The 17835-nt window shown below is 52.2% G+C and carries 16 protein-coding genes; 15 read left to right on the top strand and 1 reads right to left on the bottom strand.

Translation table 11 applies throughout. From position 1 onward, the window contains the following. From IPI86_RS21235 to IPI86_RS21225, 3 genes are all read left to right on the top strand, one after another. On the top strand, window positions 1-831 hold an 831-nt coding region (locus IPI86_RS21235; protein ID WP_345300026.1), incomplete at its 5' end, for a dihydrodipicolinate synthase family protein. 79 nt (window positions 832-910) lie between these two features. After that, window positions 911-1852: a proline racemase family protein gene (locus IPI86_RS21230; protein WP_345300025.1), complete on the top strand. Its 942-nt coding sequence runs from the start codon at window positions 911-913 to the stop codon at window positions 1850-1852. A gap of 38 nt (window positions 1853-1890) precedes the next feature. Continuing rightward, window positions 1891-2781, top strand: a complete 891-nt coding sequence (locus IPI86_RS21225; RefSeq protein ID WP_345300024.1) for a R2-like ligand-binding oxidase — start codon at window positions 1891-1893, stop codon at window positions 2779-2781. 125 nt (window positions 2782-2906) lie between these two features. On the opposite strand, the gene IPI86_RS21220 is transcribed toward IPI86_RS21225, so the two are convergent. After that, entirely contained in the window at window positions 2907-5024 is a 2118-nt protein-coding gene (locus tag IPI86_RS21220) for a PAS domain S-box protein (protein WP_345300023.1), read from the bottom strand. Between the two features lie 206 nt (window positions 5025-5230). Here IPI86_RS21220 and IPI86_RS21215 point away from each other — a divergent pair, with 206 nt between their 5' ends. The 12 genes from IPI86_RS21215 (at window position 5231) to IPI86_RS21160 (ending at window position 17834) form a co-directional block, all read left to right on the top strand. After that, the gene (locus IPI86_RS21215) at window positions 5231-6694 is read left to right on the top strand and encodes a CDP-glycerol glycerophosphotransferase family protein (RefSeq protein ID WP_345300022.1); all 1464 of its coding nucleotides are present in this window, start codon (window positions 5231-5233) and stop codon (window positions 6692-6694) included. 39 nt (window positions 6695-6733) lie between these two features. After that, window positions 6734-7339, top strand: a complete 606-nt coding sequence (locus IPI86_RS21210; protein WP_345300021.1) for a hypothetical protein — start codon at window positions 6734-6736, stop codon at window positions 7337-7339. A 67-nt stretch (window positions 7340-7406) separates the two neighbouring features. Further along, on the top strand, window positions 7407-7838 hold the full coding sequence (locus IPI86_RS21205) for a hypothetical protein (RefSeq protein ID WP_345300020.1): 432 nt from the start codon (window positions 7407-7409) through the stop codon (window positions 7836-7838). Beyond that, window positions 7835-8365 (top strand): hypothetical protein, encoded by a 531-nt coding sequence (locus IPI86_RS21200; protein ID WP_345300019.1) that lies wholly within the window; start codon window positions 7835-7837, stop codon window positions 8363-8365. The genes IPI86_RS21205 and IPI86_RS21200 overlap by 4 nt, the downstream gene beginning before the upstream one ends. 77 nt (window positions 8366-8442) lie before the next feature. Further along, window positions 8443-9948, top strand: a complete 1506-nt coding sequence (locus tag IPI86_RS21195; RefSeq protein ID WP_345300018.1) for a glycosyltransferase family 39 protein — start codon at window positions 8443-8445, stop codon at window positions 9946-9948. Beyond that, complete coding sequence (locus IPI86_RS21190; protein ID WP_345300017.1) at window positions 9949-11403, top strand: hypothetical protein; 1455 nt, start codon at window positions 9949-9951, stop codon at window positions 11401-11403. Continuing rightward, on the top strand, window positions 11400-12320 hold the full coding sequence (locus IPI86_RS21185) for a sulfotransferase (protein WP_345300016.1): 921 nt from the start codon (window positions 11400-11402) through the stop codon (window positions 12318-12320). The genes IPI86_RS21190 and IPI86_RS21185 overlap by 4 nt, the downstream gene beginning before the upstream one ends. Before the next feature lie 24 nt (window positions 12321-12344). After that, window positions 12345-13112, top strand: a complete 768-nt coding sequence (locus IPI86_RS21180) for a glycosyltransferase family 2 protein (protein WP_345300015.1) — start codon at window positions 12345-12347, stop codon at window positions 13110-13112. 68 nt (window positions 13113-13180) lie between these two features. Beyond that, on the top strand, window positions 13181-13795 hold the full coding sequence (locus IPI86_RS21175; RefSeq protein WP_345300014.1) for a hypothetical protein: 615 nt from the start codon (window positions 13181-13183) through the stop codon (window positions 13793-13795). Between the two features lie 8 nt (window positions 13796-13803). Continuing rightward, window positions 13804-15291, top strand: a complete 1488-nt coding sequence (locus IPI86_RS21170; RefSeq protein ID WP_345300013.1) for an O-antigen ligase family protein — start codon at window positions 13804-13806, stop codon at window positions 15289-15291. After that, on the top strand, window positions 15288-16013 hold the full coding sequence (locus tag IPI86_RS21165; RefSeq protein ID WP_345300012.1) for a sulfotransferase domain-containing protein: 726 nt from the start codon (window positions 15288-15290) through the stop codon (window positions 16011-16013). The genes IPI86_RS21170 and IPI86_RS21165 overlap by 4 nt, the downstream gene beginning before the upstream one ends. 69 nt (window positions 16014-16082) lie before the next feature. Beyond that, window positions 16083-17834 carry a GAF domain-containing sensor histidine kinase gene (locus IPI86_RS21160; RefSeq protein ID WP_345300011.1) on the top strand — a complete coding sequence of 584 codons (1752 nt, stop codon included), beginning with the start codon at window positions 16083-16085 and terminating at the stop codon, window positions 17832-17834. The last annotated feature ends 1 nt before the right edge of the window (window position 17835 follow it).

Here is a 17835-nt window from a genome sequence, read left to right as displayed (position 1 = left end):
TTCAACGCGGACGAAAGCATCAACTACCCCGTCCTTGAACAACTGATCGAATACCTGATCGCCAACAAGATCGCAGGGCTTGTCCCTGGCGGCACCACGGGCGAAGTCTACGCCTTCACCGAAGCCGAACGGCTGGATATTTTCAAATTCACCAAAGAGAAAGTCAACGGGCGGGTGACGCTCATTGCAGGCACCAACTCTGGCGCCACGCGCGACGTCGTCCGCTACTCGCAGATCGCCGAGGGCATGGGCTACGACGCGCTCATGGTCGCCGTCCCGCCGTATTCACGTCCCAACCAGCGCGAACTGCTCGCGCATTACGAAGCCGTCGCCAAAGCCGTCAAAATTCCCATCGTGCTTTACAACTTTCCCTGGCGCGCAGGCACCGAAGTCAGCTACGAAGTGATGGACGGTCTGACCAAATACGATCACATCATCGGCATCAAAGAAGCCAGCGGCGACATGTCCCGCGTTTATGAAATGCATCTGCGCTACGGCGACCGCTATCAAATGATCTGCGGCTCCGACGATCAGGCGCTCGACTACTTCCTGTGGGGCACCACCTCATGGATCGGCGGCGCCGCCTCCTGCGCTCCGCTCGAACATCACAACGTCCTCGAAGCCGCGCTCGCCAACGACTTCGTCACCGCCCGCAAGCACATGGACAAGCTCCTCCCGCTCCTCCGCAACATGGAAAGCGGCGGCTACACCCAAAAGGTCAAAGTCGGCTGCGAACTGCGCGGCATCCCCGTTGGAAATCCACGCCAGCCGCTGTTGCCATTGTCCGCTGAAGACCGCGCTGAATTTGAGCGCATCTTCAAAACCATTTAAACCACGGAGACACTGAGGCACGGAGGAAACTTTAAAACTCTTGTGTCTCCTTGGTTATTTCATCCTTGATGTCTACCCAATGAAAAGAATCCCATTCTTGGACTCCCACACCGGCGGAGAACCTACCCGCCTCATCACCTCGCTTCCCTTCGACCTCGGAACTGGTTCCGTTGCTGATAAATTATCCACGCTGAAAAAGAATCACGACGACCTGCGCCGCACTGTCCTGCTCGAACCCCGCGGCTCGGACGTGCTCGTCGGCGCGTACCTCGTCCCGCCCGCCGACCCGACCTGTCAATTCGGAGTCATCTACTTCAACAACGTCGGCTACCTCGGCATGTGCGGACATGGCACGATTGGTCTCATTGCATCACTGGCATATTTAGGAAAAGTCCAACCTGGCGTGATTCGGGTGGAGACTCCTGTTGGGGTGGTGGAAGCAACTCTGCACAAGAATGAAGCAGGCGAGTATCCCAATAAAGTTTCGGTGCAAAACATCCCCGCCTATCGCCACTTGACTCACGTCCCTGTCACCGTTGACGGCAAAACCATCCACGGCGACGTGGCGTGGGGCGGCAACTGGTTCTTCCTCTGCCACGACCACGGACTTGAAGTCAACATGCAAAACCTCGAAGCGCTGACCGAATTCTCGTGGCGCGTCCGTGAGCAATTCACCGCCAACGGAATCACTGGCGCAAACGGCGCAGAAGTTGACCACGTCGAGTTATTCGCATCCACACCTGAAGCCGACAGCAAAAGTTTTGTCCTCTGCCCAGGCAAAGCCTACGACCGCTCTCCCTGCGGAACAGGCACCAGTGCAAAACTCGCTTGTTTATATGAAGATGGAAAATTGCAAGAGGGACAAATCTGGAAACAGCAAAGCGTCGTCGGCAGTATCTTCGAGGGCAGTATCCAGATTCAGGATAACCGAATCATCCCAACGATTACGGGCGAAGCGTGGGTCATGTCCGAAGGCACGATTTTGGTGGATGAACGCGATCCGTTTGGAAGCGGCATATAATCTTCAACTTGCAACCTTAAACCTGAAACTGGAATCCCATGACCCACACCTCCTTCGCCACCACCACCCGCGGATTGAATCGCGACCTGCCGCCCATGCGGCTGTACGAAAAAGCCAAGAAGCTCGGCATTTGGAATCCATCCGATATTGATTTTTCAAAAGACAAAGCGGATTGGGTCAAGTTCACCGATGAAGAAAAGGATTTGTGCCTTTTGCTGCTCTCGATGTTTGTGGCTGGCGAAGAAGCCGTGACCCTCGACCTGCTGCCGCTGATCCAAGCCGTTGCGCAGGAAGGCCGCATCGAAGAGGAAATGTATCTCACCACTTTTCTCTTTGAAGAAGCCAAGCACACCGATTTCTTCAGAAGGTTCATGGACGAAGTCGCCGAAGCAGGCACGGACCTGACTCGTTATCACAGCGACAACTACCGCCAGTTATTCTACGAAGCATTGCCTTCTGCATTGAACGCCCTGCGCGTCGATGCATCTCCCGCGAATCAGATCGCCGCATCCGTCACCTACAACATGGTCGTCGAAGGCGTCCTCGCAGAGACGGGGTATCACGCCTTCTTCACCATGCTCGAACGCAATGACCTGCTCCCCGGCCTGCGCAAGGGAATTTCCCTGCTCAAACAGGATGAGTCGCGTCACATTGCGTATGGCGTGTATCTGCTCTCGCGGCTCATCGCCGCCCATCCGCAGGAATGGGACAATCTCCAAACGCAAATGAATACCCTGCTCCCCTCCGCCATCGGCGTGATCGGCGATGCCTTCGCCCGCTATCAAATCGTCCCGTTTGGTCTGGTGGAAGAGGACTTCGTCAACTACGCCATGTCACAATTCGGCAAACGCTTCGAACGCCTCGAAAAAGCCCGCGGCGCAAGCCTGGATGAGATCAATCGCGTGGCACGTGAAGCGGAAGAAATATAACTGGGATATACCTGCATTTCAACATATATGAAATAGACTCTATCGGAAATTAAATCGGGAGGCTGATTCACGCAGAAAACGCAGATTTTTCTTTTTTCGAATCAGACAGAATAATCAGGCCCGCATTACTTGTCCATTTCTGATGAATAAATTACGGATTGGTTGCGCCCTGCTTTCTTTGCTACGTATAAGGCTTTATCTGCAAGCCGTACCAGTTTTTCCAAACCATTTTTTTCGTTTGGCAGTGTTTCGGCTATACCAATGCTAATCGTTACGTTCTTGCGTTCCTCTTTGTGACCCAGAAAAGAAGATGCAATATGCTTGCGGATATCTTCAGCAACCGCAAAAGCATCTTTTGATGTAGTATTGGGAAGCACAACAACAAATTCTTCGCCGCCGTAGCGGGATAAAACATCAGTTTCACGCAGACGTTTTTTGGCAATCTGCACCACATGTTTCAGCATTTCATCCCCCAATTGATGCCCGAAGGTATCGTTAAATTTTTTGAATTTATCGATATCGAACAAGATGATCGAAAGCGGGTGAAGATATCGATTCGCCATGGCGATTTCGTAGGTGGCAATTTCAAAAAAATGACGATAGTTTTTTGCGCCTGTTAATCCATCCGTACGCGCCAAATGATGTTCGCGGTCAAGGGCCTGTTCGAGCTCGCGTTTTTTTTCTTCAATGACTCGATACATCTGAGTAAGTTTTTCTTCGGCACGTTTGCGTTCGGTAATATCGGCCGTCACAACAACGGCCTTCTCGTGTTGAAAAGGAAGCGGGGCGGCGCTCACAGTAGTCCAGATTGTATTGCCATCTTCAGTTATTACACGCATCTCAATGTCGAAGATCGATCGTTGTTCCTGTATGGCTCTTATGGTGGGAAATTCTTCGAGGGCAAAGGGTGTGTTATCGCCGTGGAGATACTGGCGGTTTCTATACGACGCGGCGAGCAAACCTTCTTTGGAGATGCTGAGAATTTTTTCAAGCCTGGAGTTCATATCCACAATAACTCTGTTTTCGTCAATGATTGAAACTCCAACAGGTAGAATCTCGAAAAGCCTTCTCCATTTCTCCTCATTTGCACGCAAGGTTGCTTCCGCCTGTTTCCTGTCAGTGATTACCCTCAGGATGACCATAATTTCTTTTGGAGTTCCATCCGGGTTACTATTTATTATGATCTCACGGCTTTCAACCCACTCCCACTGTCCATTCTTATTTTGTATGCGGTATTCCATGCCTTCGTTTCTTTTTCCGCCAAGAAGTCTTTGCCAATAATCGGAGACAGCCGCTACATCTTCCGGGTGAATGTATTTTAGTAAGGAACCTTGCGCCATTAATTCATCGCGGTCGTAACCAAGAAAGGTGTTCCGGTTAAAGTATGTGACTTGCCTCTGTTCCAAATCCAGCGTGTAAATTGCATCGGGAAGATTATCCGTCAGATGGCGAAAGAGATTACGGTTTTCCTTTAATTTGGTCTCGGCCTGCTCTTGTTTCGTCATATCGCGGATAATGGTGACGGTTAATTTCCCTCCGTCATAATCTGTAAATAAATTGCTTGTCAACTCAATGGGGAATTTCGTTCCATCCCTGCGTATCCCGGTTAACTCGCCGCGAAATCTGCCAGTCCTTTCTCTTTCTCTCAAAGCTTCCATCAAGCGTGGATCGCTGACGTCCAGCAATCCGCTGCGCCCAAGCATACGAATTTCATCTTCGGTCCTGTCAAACATGCGGCAGGCCGCAGGGTTTGCAGTCAGAATACTACCATCCGGAGCGGTGAGTAGAATGGCATCCATACTGTTTTCGTAAAGTTGGCGAAAACGAGCATTTCCCTCTTCATTCACTTTTTCCGCAAGTTTAGCGCCTGTAATATTTTCGTGCAAAACAATTACGTAGGTTTCCCCTTTGTATTCAAAGTGTTTTGCGCGGACGGTAAACCAGCGCGCCTCAGTGGGGGAATTGCATGGATATTCCAACAGGAATTCATTTTCCTCTCCCCGAAAGACGGCATGGATCCCTCGTAATGTCTTCTCAACAGTATCATCGTGCTCGCTCTGCAGCGCCTGTTCGCAAACAGCCAGATAATTCACGCCAACGTAAAACTTGCTGTCGGAGCAGTCGTTTTCCCGTGCAAACTGCTTCCATGATTCGTTTACATCAATAATCTCCCCCTGTGAATTGAGGATTGCGATATGAGCTGGGAGGGAATCCAACAGTTCATCTGCAATGCGCTTTTTCACAAGGTGTTGCATGTGCGCCTCCAGAAACGTTATGGGGTCTATGGCTTATAATAATACAAAACCAAGAATATATCACCTATTTAAAGATAACCGATGGGTGAACGCCAGGGATATATTTTCCTATTCCATTTGGCATGTGTTGTCAGGTTAGAATCTGTTCTCGAAACAGAAACAAATCCCAGTCAAAAAGAAGCGAAATCCATTCAGTGACCAAACGCATTTTCATCTCTGCCGACCACGGCATGGCAATCATCTATTTCCTGCAAAGCGACGTCGTCTCGACCCTGCTCGCGCAGCGTGCGGGCGTTGAGGTCGTCGTCCTCACCGATGACGACACCAAAGAAAAGATCGCATCGCGTTTCACTCGTCCCGGCCTCACCTTCGAAGGGCTGCGCCTCAAACAAGCCAACGACTACGCAAAAAAAGTTCAACCAAGAATGCAATGGCTGCTCGGCTACCTGCGCCGTGTGGGCGGCTCGCGCCGCATCAACACCGAAGCCATGGACAGCCACATTTGGGAGGTCTGGGGCGAGAACGGCTGGAAATTCCGTTTGGGGATTTGGATTCCCTCCGCGTTGATGATTCTCCTCCTGCGGAATTTTTCCTTCGCCCGCAAACTTTTGGTGCGGATGCAAAACCGCTTCACGCCTACCCCGGGCCTGTACACTGACCTCTTTGACAAATACCAACCTGACATGGTCATCGCCTCCACCCCAGGCTGGCGCATGGACCGTTATCTCCTGCGCGAATCTGCCCGCCGCGGAATCCCGAACATGACCGTCATCGTCGGCTGGGACAATTCATCCAGTTACAACGTCAGCGGCGCAGACGTGCAGTGGGCCACCTGTTGGTCTGAGTTGCAAAAAGAGGAACTCGTCAAAGGTTCAGATTGGAACCCCGAGCATGTGCATGTCGGCGGCATCCCTTCGTATGACGGATATTTCCGCAAGTCATGGCTCATGCCGCGCGACGAATATTTCAAACTGCACGGGCTTGACCCCAAGCGCAAATTAATTTCTTACGCCAGCAGCTTTGTCCATTTCGCGCCGAACTTCCCGAACATCGAAGCGCTGGCAAAACTGGTTTCATCCGATGCGCTGGCGGAGCCTTCGCAATTGTTGATCCGCCTGCATCCGAGTCACTTTCAAGACAAGCCGAAAATTTTTGCAGACGAGCGCGCACAGGTCTTTGAATTGGAGAAGAAATATCCCAACGTGCATGTCGTTCAGCCCGTAGCCTTGGGCGGGTCCCTCGGTTATTACGGCGGCGAAGACATGGACGAGAAAAGCTCCATGATGGCGTATTCAGATGTAGTGGTGACTGTCTATTCAACGATGCTGGTCGAGACCGCTGTCCACGATACGCCGATGATCGCGGCGACTATAGATACCCCAGGTGGATGGAACAAGCCAAAGAAATTCTCGCTCTCGCTGAAAGAGATCGGCGACTGGCCCACGCATCAACGCTTCCGCTGGGCGAAAGCGGGACGTGTTGCGGAAAACGAGGATCAACTTCGGGACGCGTTAAATCTCTATTTAACAGATTCAACTGTCGACGCAGCCCAGAGGCGGAAATTCGTCGAAGATGAGATCACATTTACAGATGCAACATCTGGAAAGCGGACAGCGGAATTTATCTTACAGGTCTTGAAAAAACAGCCTGTCGAGTAGACCTCTTTTTCATGGTAAAAATGGGGGCTGGAGAAACAAATGAACAAGAAACAACTGACCATCCTTTCCATCCTCGTCATCTTCACTCTATCGGCCTGCGGTGGCGCTTCCGAGCCCACCCTCACCGCAGCGGACGTGGAGGGCACGGCCGTAGCCAATGCATGGATCGCGCTCACCCAGACACAAGCTGCGCTCCCCACTCAAACACCCTCCCCCATTCCCACCGAAACCTTCACGCCCTTACCCACCATGACGGCGCCTGCGCTCATCCTGCCCACGCTGGCCCCGCCTACACTGGCTGTGGCCACCAATCCAGCGGACGATCCCTGCAACCTGCCGCCGCCCGCTGAACCAAAGGGACTCACGGTCAAGGTCAAGTTCGTCAATAAATCAGGCGGACAAGCCGCCCTGTCGTTCGGCATGAACTTCCCGAACAAGATCGGCGAATGCGGCACCTACGGCTATACACTCGGCCCGTTCGACGAACCGACCGTCACCGTGCTGGCGGGCTGTTATTGGGGCTACGCCTGGATCACCGGCGACAAGCCTTCTGTGGCCAAGACAGGCGATGCCATTCTGTGCGTCGATGACCCCAACGAGGTGCGCGCCATTTGGATCACCTCTGAAAATATCGGCTTCCATTAGCCTCAAACGGACTCCAACGTCGGGGACGTTGGAGTTTTTTACTTTATCAACCATGAAACCAAAAACCATGTCCCTCTTTTATTTTTCGATCACTCTGGCCATCTGCTCCAGCGCGCTTTATCACTTTGTCGCCAAAAGCACACCTTCAAACGTGAATTTCACCGTTTCGCTTTTGGTGACCTACGCCGTCGCCTTTATCGTTACGCTGTTCACCTTCTTTTTCTTCCCCGCAAAAAACGGAATCGCCGCCGAGTTGAAACAACTCAACTGGGCCAGCATTGGGCTGGCAGCCGCCATCGTCGGCATCGAGTTCGGATTCCTGCTCACCTACCGCGCAGGCTGGAATCTCGGCATCGCCGCCGTGCTGGTCAATGTGGTGGCATCGCTCATCCTTGTCCCTGTGGCGATCTTTGTTTTCAAGGATGAAATCTCATGGGTGAACATTCTCGGCATTTTGATTTGTTTAGCTGGGCTGGTCATGCTAAACTGGAAGAGATGAACAAAACAATTATCATAATTCTTCCTCTGCTTCTACTGGTCGCAATTCTTACATCCTGCGTGCCAACGTCTGCCCCCATCTACTTACCCACCTTTATCCCCACCCTTGCATCCACTGCCGCTTCGAGCGTCGAAATCAAACTTCCCGTCGTACAAACAGTGGAATCTTATTACAAACAGATCAACGACGCCCAATCCCCCAACGACCTCATCAAACTGTGGGACATGCTCTCCAGCGAAGAGCAATGCAACCCAAGATATGGTGGATGCGACCTTAGCTACTTCCAAACCTGGTGGTGGAAGTGGAAAGTGATTTACAAAATATACGAGTGCGGAACCAATACTGTCATGGCAGAAGAAAGCCGCTACCCGCGGGAAGCTGATCCAGCCACGGCGACTCTCAAAGTGAGCTTTATCAGGTTCCAATTGCTTCAAGGGGACGAAAAGATTTTCATCACAAAGGGACAAGCCGTTCCACAATTGGATGCAGGCTGCGTTCTGGCAATTGACAGCGCCGCCAGCCCGTAAAGAAATCCGTTTCCGTCCGTAAATCCGCAACAGAGTCCGTTTATTAAATCCGTTACAATAGGCGGGCTGTGTCAGAAATGAAAGTTTCCTTTTTCTCCTCCCGTTTCGCTCAAATTGCCGCGCTCGTTCTGCTTTTGGGTCTTGGGCTTGGAATCCGCCTCTACGACCTCACCGACCTCCCGCTCGATTTTCATCCCACGCGCCAACTACTCTCCGCGCTCAAGGCGCGCGGCATGTATTATCAAACGCTCAGCGATATTCCCACGGAACAAAAAAGCTTCGCCGTACAGCAATGGAAGATCCGCGCGGCAATCGAACCTGAGATCGTCGAGCGCCTCGTCGCATTCACATATCAATTCACAGGCGAGCAGATTTGGGTTGCAAAAATTTACTCCTCGGCATTTTGGGTCATCGGCGGAATCTTTTTATTTTTGCTGGCGCGTCAACTCACCTCTGTTGACGGCGCTCTCGTTGCCACAGCCTTTTATCTTTTCACGCCCTACGCCGTCGCTGCCAGCCGCAGTTTTCAACCCGATCCATTGATGGTGATGCTCATCATCATATTTTGGTGGGCGGTTTATAAGTGGAGCGACGACCCAACTTCCTATCGATGGGCGATCCTCGCAGGTCTCTTCGGCGGATTCGCCATTTACGTAAAATTCGTCGCGGCATTTTTTGTCATCGGCGGCGGGTTGGGATCCATTCTCAGACGAGAGTCTCTTTTTGAAACGGCACGCAGGCCGCAGGTCTATGTCATGACCGTTTTGGGCATCCTGCCAGGCGCGGCGTACGTTATCTACGGCGTATGGATCGCGGGCTATCTCGGCCAGCAATTCGGCGGCCGATTCATCCCAGCGCTTTTTCTGAGCCCATCCTATTATCTCGGCTGGGTCGGAATGCTCAACATCGTCATCGGTGGAATTGCCTTGATGTTGGGATGGCTCGGTTTATTTTTTGTGGATGAAAAAAAACGCCGCTTCTTTCTTGGACTTTGGGGCGGGTACGCCCTCTTCGGCATGTACTTCAACTATCACATTTCCTCGCACGACTATTACAGCCTGCCGTTGATTCCCATTGTGGCCTTGTCACTCGCGCCTTTGGCAGAATGGTTCTTCACTCAACTCACAGCATTGACGCCAACACGCCTCGCCCGTTTTTCTGCTTTCGGCCTTTTGCTGTTCGGAATTTTCGCCTCCTTATGGAATATCCGCGCCGAAATGAAAGCGACCGACTACCGCCCCGAAGCACAAATGTGGGCAGAGATCGGCAAGACCCTCGGAGATAAAAACACCGCAGGCCTCACACAAGATTACGGCTCGCGCCTCGCCTACTGGGGCTGGACGAGCATCACCACATGGCCCACCTACGGCGACCTCGTTTATCACGATGACCTGCGCGGCGCTCAACTCGAATTCGACGGGTTATTTGAAGACATCGCCCTCAAAAAAGAACTCTTTCTGGTAACCGATTTTGACGAATTAAAACGCCAGCCATTGCTCAAGGAAAAATTATCAGGTTATCCCATCTTTGCCGAAGGCGATGGCTACATCATCTTCGATCTCACCTCTACAGGCTTACAATAAATGACCCAAACAAAAAAAACATCCTTTGACTTTCTCACCATCGCCACGGGGTTGGGTGCGGCCTTCTCGGCTTTTGCGCTCGGAGTATATGCCTACCTCGGCATTTTCTCCCGCCACCTCGCCGACGATTATTGCAGTGTGGACTTTATCCGCACCAATTTTTTCAGCGCACTGCTAAACAACTACATTTTCGTATCAGACCGTTACACCAACTTCATGCTCATCGCATTGAGCGAATATATTTCACCGCGCACCGTGACGATCCTGCCCGCCTTATTTATCGCCCTCTGGCTGACAGGCATCGCGTGGATGTTATCTGAAGCCAGCCGCTTTAGCAAAAATGGCTGGTCGAAACTCACCATCGCCGCGCTCACCTTTTTGGTGGTGTTCTTTGCCTTGCTGCAAGCGCCCAACCGTTTTCAAATTTTGTACTGGCGGTCCGCCATGTCCACACATTTTGCGCCGCTGGTCTTCATGCCGTTTCTCGCGGCTTTCATTTTGAAGGTCATCACCGAATCCGAAGCAAAATCTGCCTCCTTTTGGAAATACGTTCTCGGCTTTTTCATCGCCTTCATCATCGGCGGATTCTCCGAACCGACCGTTGCGGTGATGATCACCCTGCTGGCCCTCGCCTTCGCCGCCACCTGGAAATGGATGTCACCTTCCACCCGCAGCACCGCCCTGAAAATGATCGGCTGGTCGCTGGCTGGCGCGGTGCTGGCATTGCTGATCATGGGGCTGGCTCCCGCCAATTATTACCGTGTCAGCCTTGGCAAGGAACCGCCAACGATCTTCTTCCTTGTTATCCGTTCTTTTCAATACGGACTCAACTTCATTGATAATTCATTCAGAACGCTGCCCCTGCCGACCCTTTTCACAGTGGCGATGCCGTTTTTCATGTTCTACAACATGTACGCCTCCCCCACTTCCACCTTGACCGAATCCCAGCGCAAACTTGCCCGCACCATGTTAATAGTCATTCCCGTACTTTCTTATCTGCTCATCGTCGCCAGCTTTGCCCCCAGCGTGTATGGACAGTCCTTCCCCGTGGAGCGCGCCCGATTTGCAGGTCAGGTCAGTTTGGTGGCTGGGTTGATGATCGAAGGTGCACTGCTCGGAAGTCTGCTCGCGCAGTGGCGGCCTGCTGCCCTTGAAAAGCTGCCGCTCAAATTGGCATCTGCTGTTTTACTTGCGGTGGCGGCGTTTTATCCTTTGCGCGCTGGCTGGCTGGCACTCAACGACATCCCAGATTACCGCACCCGCGCCGAAGCCTGGGATACGCGTGTGATCCAGATCAATGACCTCATCGCACAAGGCGAAACCGACTTGCTGATCGTCCAACTTGATGGCGTGGAAGGCGTCAAGGAAATGGAGATCACAGAGAAACATTGGGTCAATCGCTGTGCCGCGAAATATTACGAGGTCAACTCCATCCGCACCGCGCCGCCAAAATGAACATGAAACAGCCGATCCTCGTCACAGGGGCGCACCGCAGTGGAACCACCTGGGTTGGCCGCATGTTGGCGGCGAATCCACAGACCGCTTATATCAGTGAGCCGCTCAACGTACTGCATCGCCGCGGCGTGTATCGCGCCGATGTTCAACACTGGTATCAATACATCACCGCCGAAAACGAAGGCGCATACCTGCCTGCCTTCCATGAACTATTGAATTACCGTTATCACCTTTTCGCAGAGATTGGCTCGATCCGCTCGCAAAAGGATTTCCTGCGCATGGGCCGCGACCTTTCCATTTTTATGAAAGGCAAATTGCAAAATCAGCGCGTCCTGCTCAAGGACCCGTTCGCGGTTTTCTCTGCGCCGTGGTTCGCAAAAACATTGAATTGCCAGATCGTCATCACCGTACGTCACCCCGCTGGGTTTGCCAGCAGCCTCAAACGCCTCAACTGGCCCTTCGATTTCCGCGACCTGCTCAACCAGCCGATGCTGATGCGCGACCATCTCGAACAGGATCGTGCCGAAATGGAATCGATTCCAGCGGATGACATCATCGGTCAATCGTCCCTGCTCTGGCGGATGATCTACCGCGCGGTTCACTCTACCCGTGACCTGCTCCCCGAAATCAAAATTGTCCGCCACGAAGACCTTTCACTTGACCCCGTGGCAGGGTATAAATCCCTATACGAGTCTCTCGGCCTGACCTTTGACGAAAAAGTGCGCGACACCATCCTCAATTCCAGCAGTTCCGAAAACCCGACCGAACTCTCGAAGAAAAGAGTCCACTCGGTGAAATTGGACAGCCGCGCCAACATGGACAACTGGAAAAAACGCCTGACCGCCGAAGAGATTCTCCGAATCCGCAAGATGACCGAAAGCGTCTCTCACCTCTTTTACTCCGACGCCGAATGGTAACCATTTTCTAATCCCTGATTTCTAATGTCAAACCTCCCACTCGTTTCCATCATCACGCCTTCCTTCAATCAGGCGCAATTTCTCGAAGCCACGATCCAATCGGTGCTTGGGCAGGAGTATCCACGCATTGAGTACATCATCGTGGATGGCGGCTCCAAAGACGGCAGCGTGGACGTGATTCAAAAGTATGCGGGTAGAATCGCCTGGTGGGTCAGCGAGCAGGACAAGGGTCAGACCGATGCGATCAACAAGGGCTTCAACCGCGCCACAGGCGACATCCTCGCATGGATCAATTCGGACGACACCTATCATCCGCAGGCGGTTGCGCAGGCTGTAAAATATCTTATGGAAAATCCAGAGGTGGGGCTGGTGTACGCCGACTGCAATTACATTGACGAAGCTGGGAACGTAATCGGAAAATTTCCCGCCGCGCAAACAGATTATCGCCGCTTACGCGAAGGCTACGTCCATATTCCGCAGCAGACGATGTTCTTCCGCGCAAAATACTGGAAGGAGCTCGGCCCGCTCGACCCATCTTTTTATTTTGCAATGGATTATGATCTTTGGACGCGCATTGCGAAACATGCGCCATTCAAATATATCGCAGGGCAAACGTGGGCGAATTTCCGCATCCACAATCTCGGCAAGACCACCTCTGCTGATGACCGCTGCTGGCCCGAAATGATTCGCGTGCATTACCGCGATGGCGGCAGTTTTCTCTCCATCATTGTGGCGAAACATTATTTGAGAAAAATAATTGGTCCACTTTGGAAATGGCGAATTAAGAAGTAATCCTTCTATCCTTCGACTGCATTTCTCAAAGTTCACTCGTCACTCCGCTCAGAACGGAGAAACACAATATGAATCATCTTCTCACCTCCCCCTCTCTTGAAGACTTCATCCGCCTGCTTAAGGCATGGCGCTTTTGGATGTTTGGCGCGCTCGTTGGCGCGATCATCGGTGCTGTGGTTTATTATGCGGCTCCGCCGCCATTTCGCGCGCAGGCCACTGTCAATGTGGATTTCAATTTGGAGCAAGCCTGGCCGAAGGAAACGGATCGTCAGCAGTTTTATTATCTCGAACGCGAATCGCGCAAATTGGAAGAGATCGCCTGGTCTGATGAAGTGCTGGGACGGCTATCATCTGAATTCGGCATTCCCTTAGAAGAACTGCGCAGGGGCAAACTGCAACTCAGTCAACCTGCTGAAGCAGGCTGGCATTTCTACGCCGATGACGATGATTCACAATTCGCCGCATCGTTGGTCACAACCTGGGCGGAGGCTTTCGTTGCCGAAACCGAAGCGGATGTGGCCTCAGGCACGATCAACGAATTCGTCCGCCTCGAAGCGACTCAGTCTGAAAGTATTGCCAAAGAGAGAAGCATTCCATTAAGTAGTTATCTATTGGCAGGTTCTATCGGTTTTCTCATGCTGGCTATATTTGCATTACTTTTCATCAAGCCCAATAATAAATGAAGACCTCCGTGTTCTCTGCGACCTCAGTGGTAAACAACCCTCACAAAATCTCCCGCATCCTTTGGGGTGCGGCGTTGCTGACTTTGCCTGTAACCAGTTTCCGCTGGTTTCCATTTTTGGGTGAAGGCACATTGGTTCGTCCGCTGGCGATGTATCCGCTGGCGGTTTTGATTCCGCTGCTGCTGATTCTGGCGTGGCGCGGAAAAACAAAGCTCAATTGGTCAGGCGCGTTGATTCCGCTTGGGGTGCTGGTCCTGTTCATGGTGGCAGCGACCAGCTTCGGGGCGTTGATCGATCCGATCCCATTGCGCGGGCAAACCTATTCAGGCAGAGCCATCCGCGCGCTCGCAACTCTCTTCATCGGCATCGCCTTCTTCATCGCCGCCCTATGGATGAACAAAGACGAAGATGATTTCCGTTTCACGGTCAAATGGCTGTTTGCGGGATTGTGCCTCGATCTTGCATGGAGCGGTTTGCAGGCAGTCACGTTTTACACGGGCCTGCTCGAAAAAGAAATGGTGACGCACTGGCAGCGCGCATTTTCAATGCGTGAACTCGTGCGCACGAATCGAATCTCTGGCCTTGCATATGAACCCGCCTGGCTTGCGGGACAATTCGCGACGACCTTCATCCCATTTTTATTTGCCGCCGTGCTGACGAATTTCCGCATCACACGACTGAAATGGCTGGAACCTGTTCTACTGGCATTGTCTTTGCTGGTGGTTTTGGCAACCTACTCACGCGGCGGATTGATCACCACCATTGCCGCGGCTGGGTTGACATTTTTATTCATGGGCCGCGATGTCACCCGCTCGGTGTGGAATTGGTTCATCAGCGGTTTTCGCGGACGTGTTTTGGAAATGGCATTTCGAATCGGAATCATCGTCGCGATCATTGGCGCATTCGCAGGCACGTTCCTGTTCCTCAGCCAGAAAAATTTCTTCCGCCGTTTATGGGAAACGGACGCGCAAAGCTTGAGCGAATACATTGTGGATATCAACGCGGGCGCGCGCGGTGCATACTCCGCTGGGGCATTATCTGCTTTCGAGGAATATCCCTGGGCGGGTGTGGGCCTCGGAGCAAGCGGTTTCTACATTTACCCGAACCTGCCCGATTGGTCGCTCACCACCGTGCCTGAGATCGCCAAACAACTCAGCCCTGAAAACAGGCTGTATCCCAACCCAAAAAATCTGTACGTGCGCCTGCTGGCTGAAACGGGTTTGATCGGCTTCTTTTTGTTCGCAGCATTTCAGTTTTACATACTTGGCGATATACTCAGCCTTCTGCGCCGCAGGGAAAGCTGGGCTCGATTTGCAGCAGTGGCGGGAATATTTGCATGGTTTGCAATCACATTTTATAATTTCACACAGGATTCGCTCACAACGCCGAACCTCTGGATCATTCCGGGCATACTGGTAGGGCTTGCGGCAACCTCTGGAGACTCTTTAACAGATTCTGGGCAGGGCGTTGCACTCCAAAATAAGGAAATTAAATGATCGTACTATCCGTCGGAATGCCGCGCGCTGGGTCGGGCTGGCACTACAATCTAATTCACGATCTCATGAAAACCACAGGCTGTGCCGATGCGCGCGATATCCGCGAACGGTATCGGCTGCAAAATGTCCTCACCGAGGTCAACTGCAATATCGGTGTGCTTTCAGCCAGAAGGCTTGGACTGGTGATGATTCCCGCGCTGGTCAATACTTTCGTCATCAAGGCACACTCCGCGCCGACGAATGCCTCGCGTCTGCTCTCGACCCTGGGCAGGCTGCGCATCACATACATTTATCGTGATCCGCGCGACGCCATGCTCTCGGCCTTCGATTTCGGTCAGCGTGCGCTCACCAAAGGCCGCCCCAATGCATTCTCGCACCTGTCCGATTTTGACAAGAGCATGGATTTCATGATGGAATATGTCCACATTTGGGAAAAATGGATCAAAGAGAAGAATGTCCTCACCGCGCGCTACGAAGACCTGTTGACGAATTATGATGTTGAATCTGCCAAATTGGTCGAATATCTCAAATTAAACGGGAGCAGGCCTGAGGTCCGCAAGGTGATCGAGCAATATCGTCCAAGTACTGCGGAAGGGCAGCAGGGTCTGCATTTCTACAAGGGCAAAATCGGGCGTTTTCGCGAAGCCTACAATGACGAACAAAAATCGCTCTTAAAAGAGAAGCTTGGCCCATATTTAACTCAAATGGGCTACAATACTTAACAAGGTGTAATCTAGCTGTAAGTCACCCTGGTTGTCGTACCGGATATTTTTCGTTATCATAGGGAAGTTATGTTACGAAGATTTGATTCGCCCTACATGGCAGACTGGTTTGCCATATCTTTGAGATGGATCATTCTGGTCGGCTTTGTCGTTTCACTTGGACTCGGGGACAAACTTGAAATTGCAGTTTCGTGGCCGCTGGGGTTATTGATCGCCTGGAATCTTTTCATGACCGCGCTGGCAGGAATGAACATACGCGTGGCCTACCACCGCCTTTTCAGTACACTTGTTGATATTACCCTGGCTGGATTATTCTATTGGGCCCAAGGCGGTCTGCGCGGACCTGCGGTCTGGGCTGGCATCCTTCCGATCCTGACGGGTTCGATATTTTTTGAATTACTGGGGGCGGTGATTGCCTCCGTATTGTTCTCAGTGCTTATGATCTACATGGGCGTACAAGCCGAGGACAGCCTGCCGCTCGCCATCGCTTTTTCTGCATCCCTGATCGCATTAAGTCTGGTGTTCGGTTTTCTCGGCAAGCGTATGATCATCCATATGAGAAAGAATCGCGAACTGTGGCTGGATTCTGAAGAGAGAAAAAGCGCCCTGCAAGCCGAACGCATGCGCGCCATTTATGAATTGACGGCCGCATTATCCTCCACTTTAAGTTACAAACGTGTGCTTGAATCTGCACTTAACCTGAGCGCTTCCGCATTAAATCCCGACCCTGAACAACTGCATAGTGATCCCCTCGTTGGTGTGGTGATGCTGTTCAACGGCGGCAAATTGCGGATCGGGTCGGCGCGGCGCTTCACTACTGCCGATATGCGTGTCACCTTTGATGCCGCGGAAGGCATCCTCAAAAAGACAATCGACGAAGGCGAGCCGCTCTGGTTCAAAGACATCGGCTATGACCCCGAACTCGGCCGCGTGATCGCGCTCCGCAATTGTACGAGCGGATATTGTTTCCCCTTGCGCAGCGGATTCAATGTGTACGGTGTGCTGTTATTCGCCCATCCTGACTCGGAGTATTTCACAATGGAGCGCCGCAACCTGCTCGATATCATTGGCCGTCAAGCCGTGATCGCGATCCAGAATGCGCGTTTGTATCAGGACCTTGTCGAGGAAAAAGAACGCATGGTGGAGATCCACGAAGAAGCGCGCAAGAAGCTGGCGCGCGATCTGCACGATGGGCCCACCCAATCTGTCGCGGCCATTGCCATGCGCCTCAACATCATGCGGCGCATGCTGGCAAAGGATGTCAATTCTGCCGCCGATGAAGTGGTCAAACTGGAAGAGCTGGCGCATCGCACCACCAAGGAAATCCGCCACATGCTCTTCACCCTGCGCCCGCTCATCCTTGAATCGCAAGGCCTCGTTGCAGCGATCCAGGCCATGTCAGATAAAATGCAGGAAACCTATGCCCAAAAAGTGACGCATAATATCGATGAAAGAGTGACCACTCAATTGGAAATGGGCAAGCAGGGCGTGATCTTCTATATCATTGAAGAGGCCGTCAACAACGCCCGCAAACACGCGGCGGCTGAAACCATCGCCGTCAGCTTAACTCAAATGGATGCGGGTATTGCCCTGTTGGAGATCGCAGATAATGGCATGGGCTTCGACGTAAAATCCATAACCGAGGCATACGACAAACGAGCCAACAGCAGCCTCGGCATGGTAAATTTGCGTGAGCGTGCAGAACTTGTAAACGGATTATTCCAACTCGATTCCACGCTGGGGAAGGGCACCAAAGTACAGGTCTACATTCCCCTCACCGAGGAAGCTGCAGACCGCCTGCATCACATGCGTTCAAAATAAA

Origin of the sequence: Candidatus Villigracilis affinis (assembly GCF_016705895.1) — a bacterium.
Taxonomy (GTDB): domain Bacteria; phylum Chloroflexota; class Anaerolineae; order Anaerolineales; family Villigracilaceae; genus Villigracilis; species Villigracilis affinis.
Note: the sequence above shows the minus strand (reverse complement) of the source record. Positions and strands in the feature narration are given on the sequence as shown.

Bases quoted from the DNA above. Each gene is read 5' to 3' on its own strand.
- IPI86_RS21230 (WP_345300025.1), top strand. From the start codon at position 911: ATGAAAAGAATCCCATTCTTGGACTCCCACACCGGCGGAGAACCTACC.
- IPI86_RS21225 (WP_345300024.1), top strand. From the start codon at position 1,891: ATGACCCACACCTCCTTCGCCACCACCACCCGCGGATTGAATCGCGAC.
- IPI86_RS21210 (WP_345300021.1), top strand. From the start codon at position 6,734: ATGAACAAGAAACAACTGACCATCCTTTCCATCCTCGTCATCTTCACT.
- IPI86_RS21205 (WP_345300020.1), top strand. From the start codon at position 7,407: ATGTCCCTCTTTTATTTTTCGATCACTCTGGCCATCTGCTCCAGCGCG.
- IPI86_RS21200 (WP_345300019.1), top strand. From the start codon at position 7,835: ATGAACAAAACAATTATCATAATTCTTCCTCTGCTTCTACTGGTCGCA.
- IPI86_RS21195 (WP_345300018.1), top strand. From the start codon at position 8,443: ATGAAAGTTTCCTTTTTCTCCTCCCGTTTCGCTCAAATTGCCGCGCTC.
- IPI86_RS21190 (WP_345300017.1), top strand. From the start codon at position 9,949: ATGACCCAAACAAAAAAAACATCCTTTGACTTTCTCACCATCGCCACG.
- IPI86_RS21185 (WP_345300016.1), top strand. From the start codon at position 11,400: ATGAACATGAAACAGCCGATCCTCGTCACAGGGGCGCACCGCAGTGGA.
- IPI86_RS21180 (WP_345300015.1), top strand. From the start codon at position 12,345: ATGTCAAACCTCCCACTCGTTTCCATCATCACGCCTTCCTTCAATCAG.
- IPI86_RS21175 (WP_345300014.1), top strand. From the start codon at position 13,181: ATGAATCATCTTCTCACCTCCCCCTCTCTTGAAGACTTCATCCGCCTG.
- IPI86_RS21165 (WP_345300012.1), top strand. From the start codon at position 15,288: ATGATCGTACTATCCGTCGGAATGCCGCGCGCTGGGTCGGGCTGGCAC.
- IPI86_RS21160 (WP_345300011.1), top strand. From the start codon at position 16,083: ATGTTACGAAGATTTGATTCGCCCTACATGGCAGACTGGTTTGCCATA.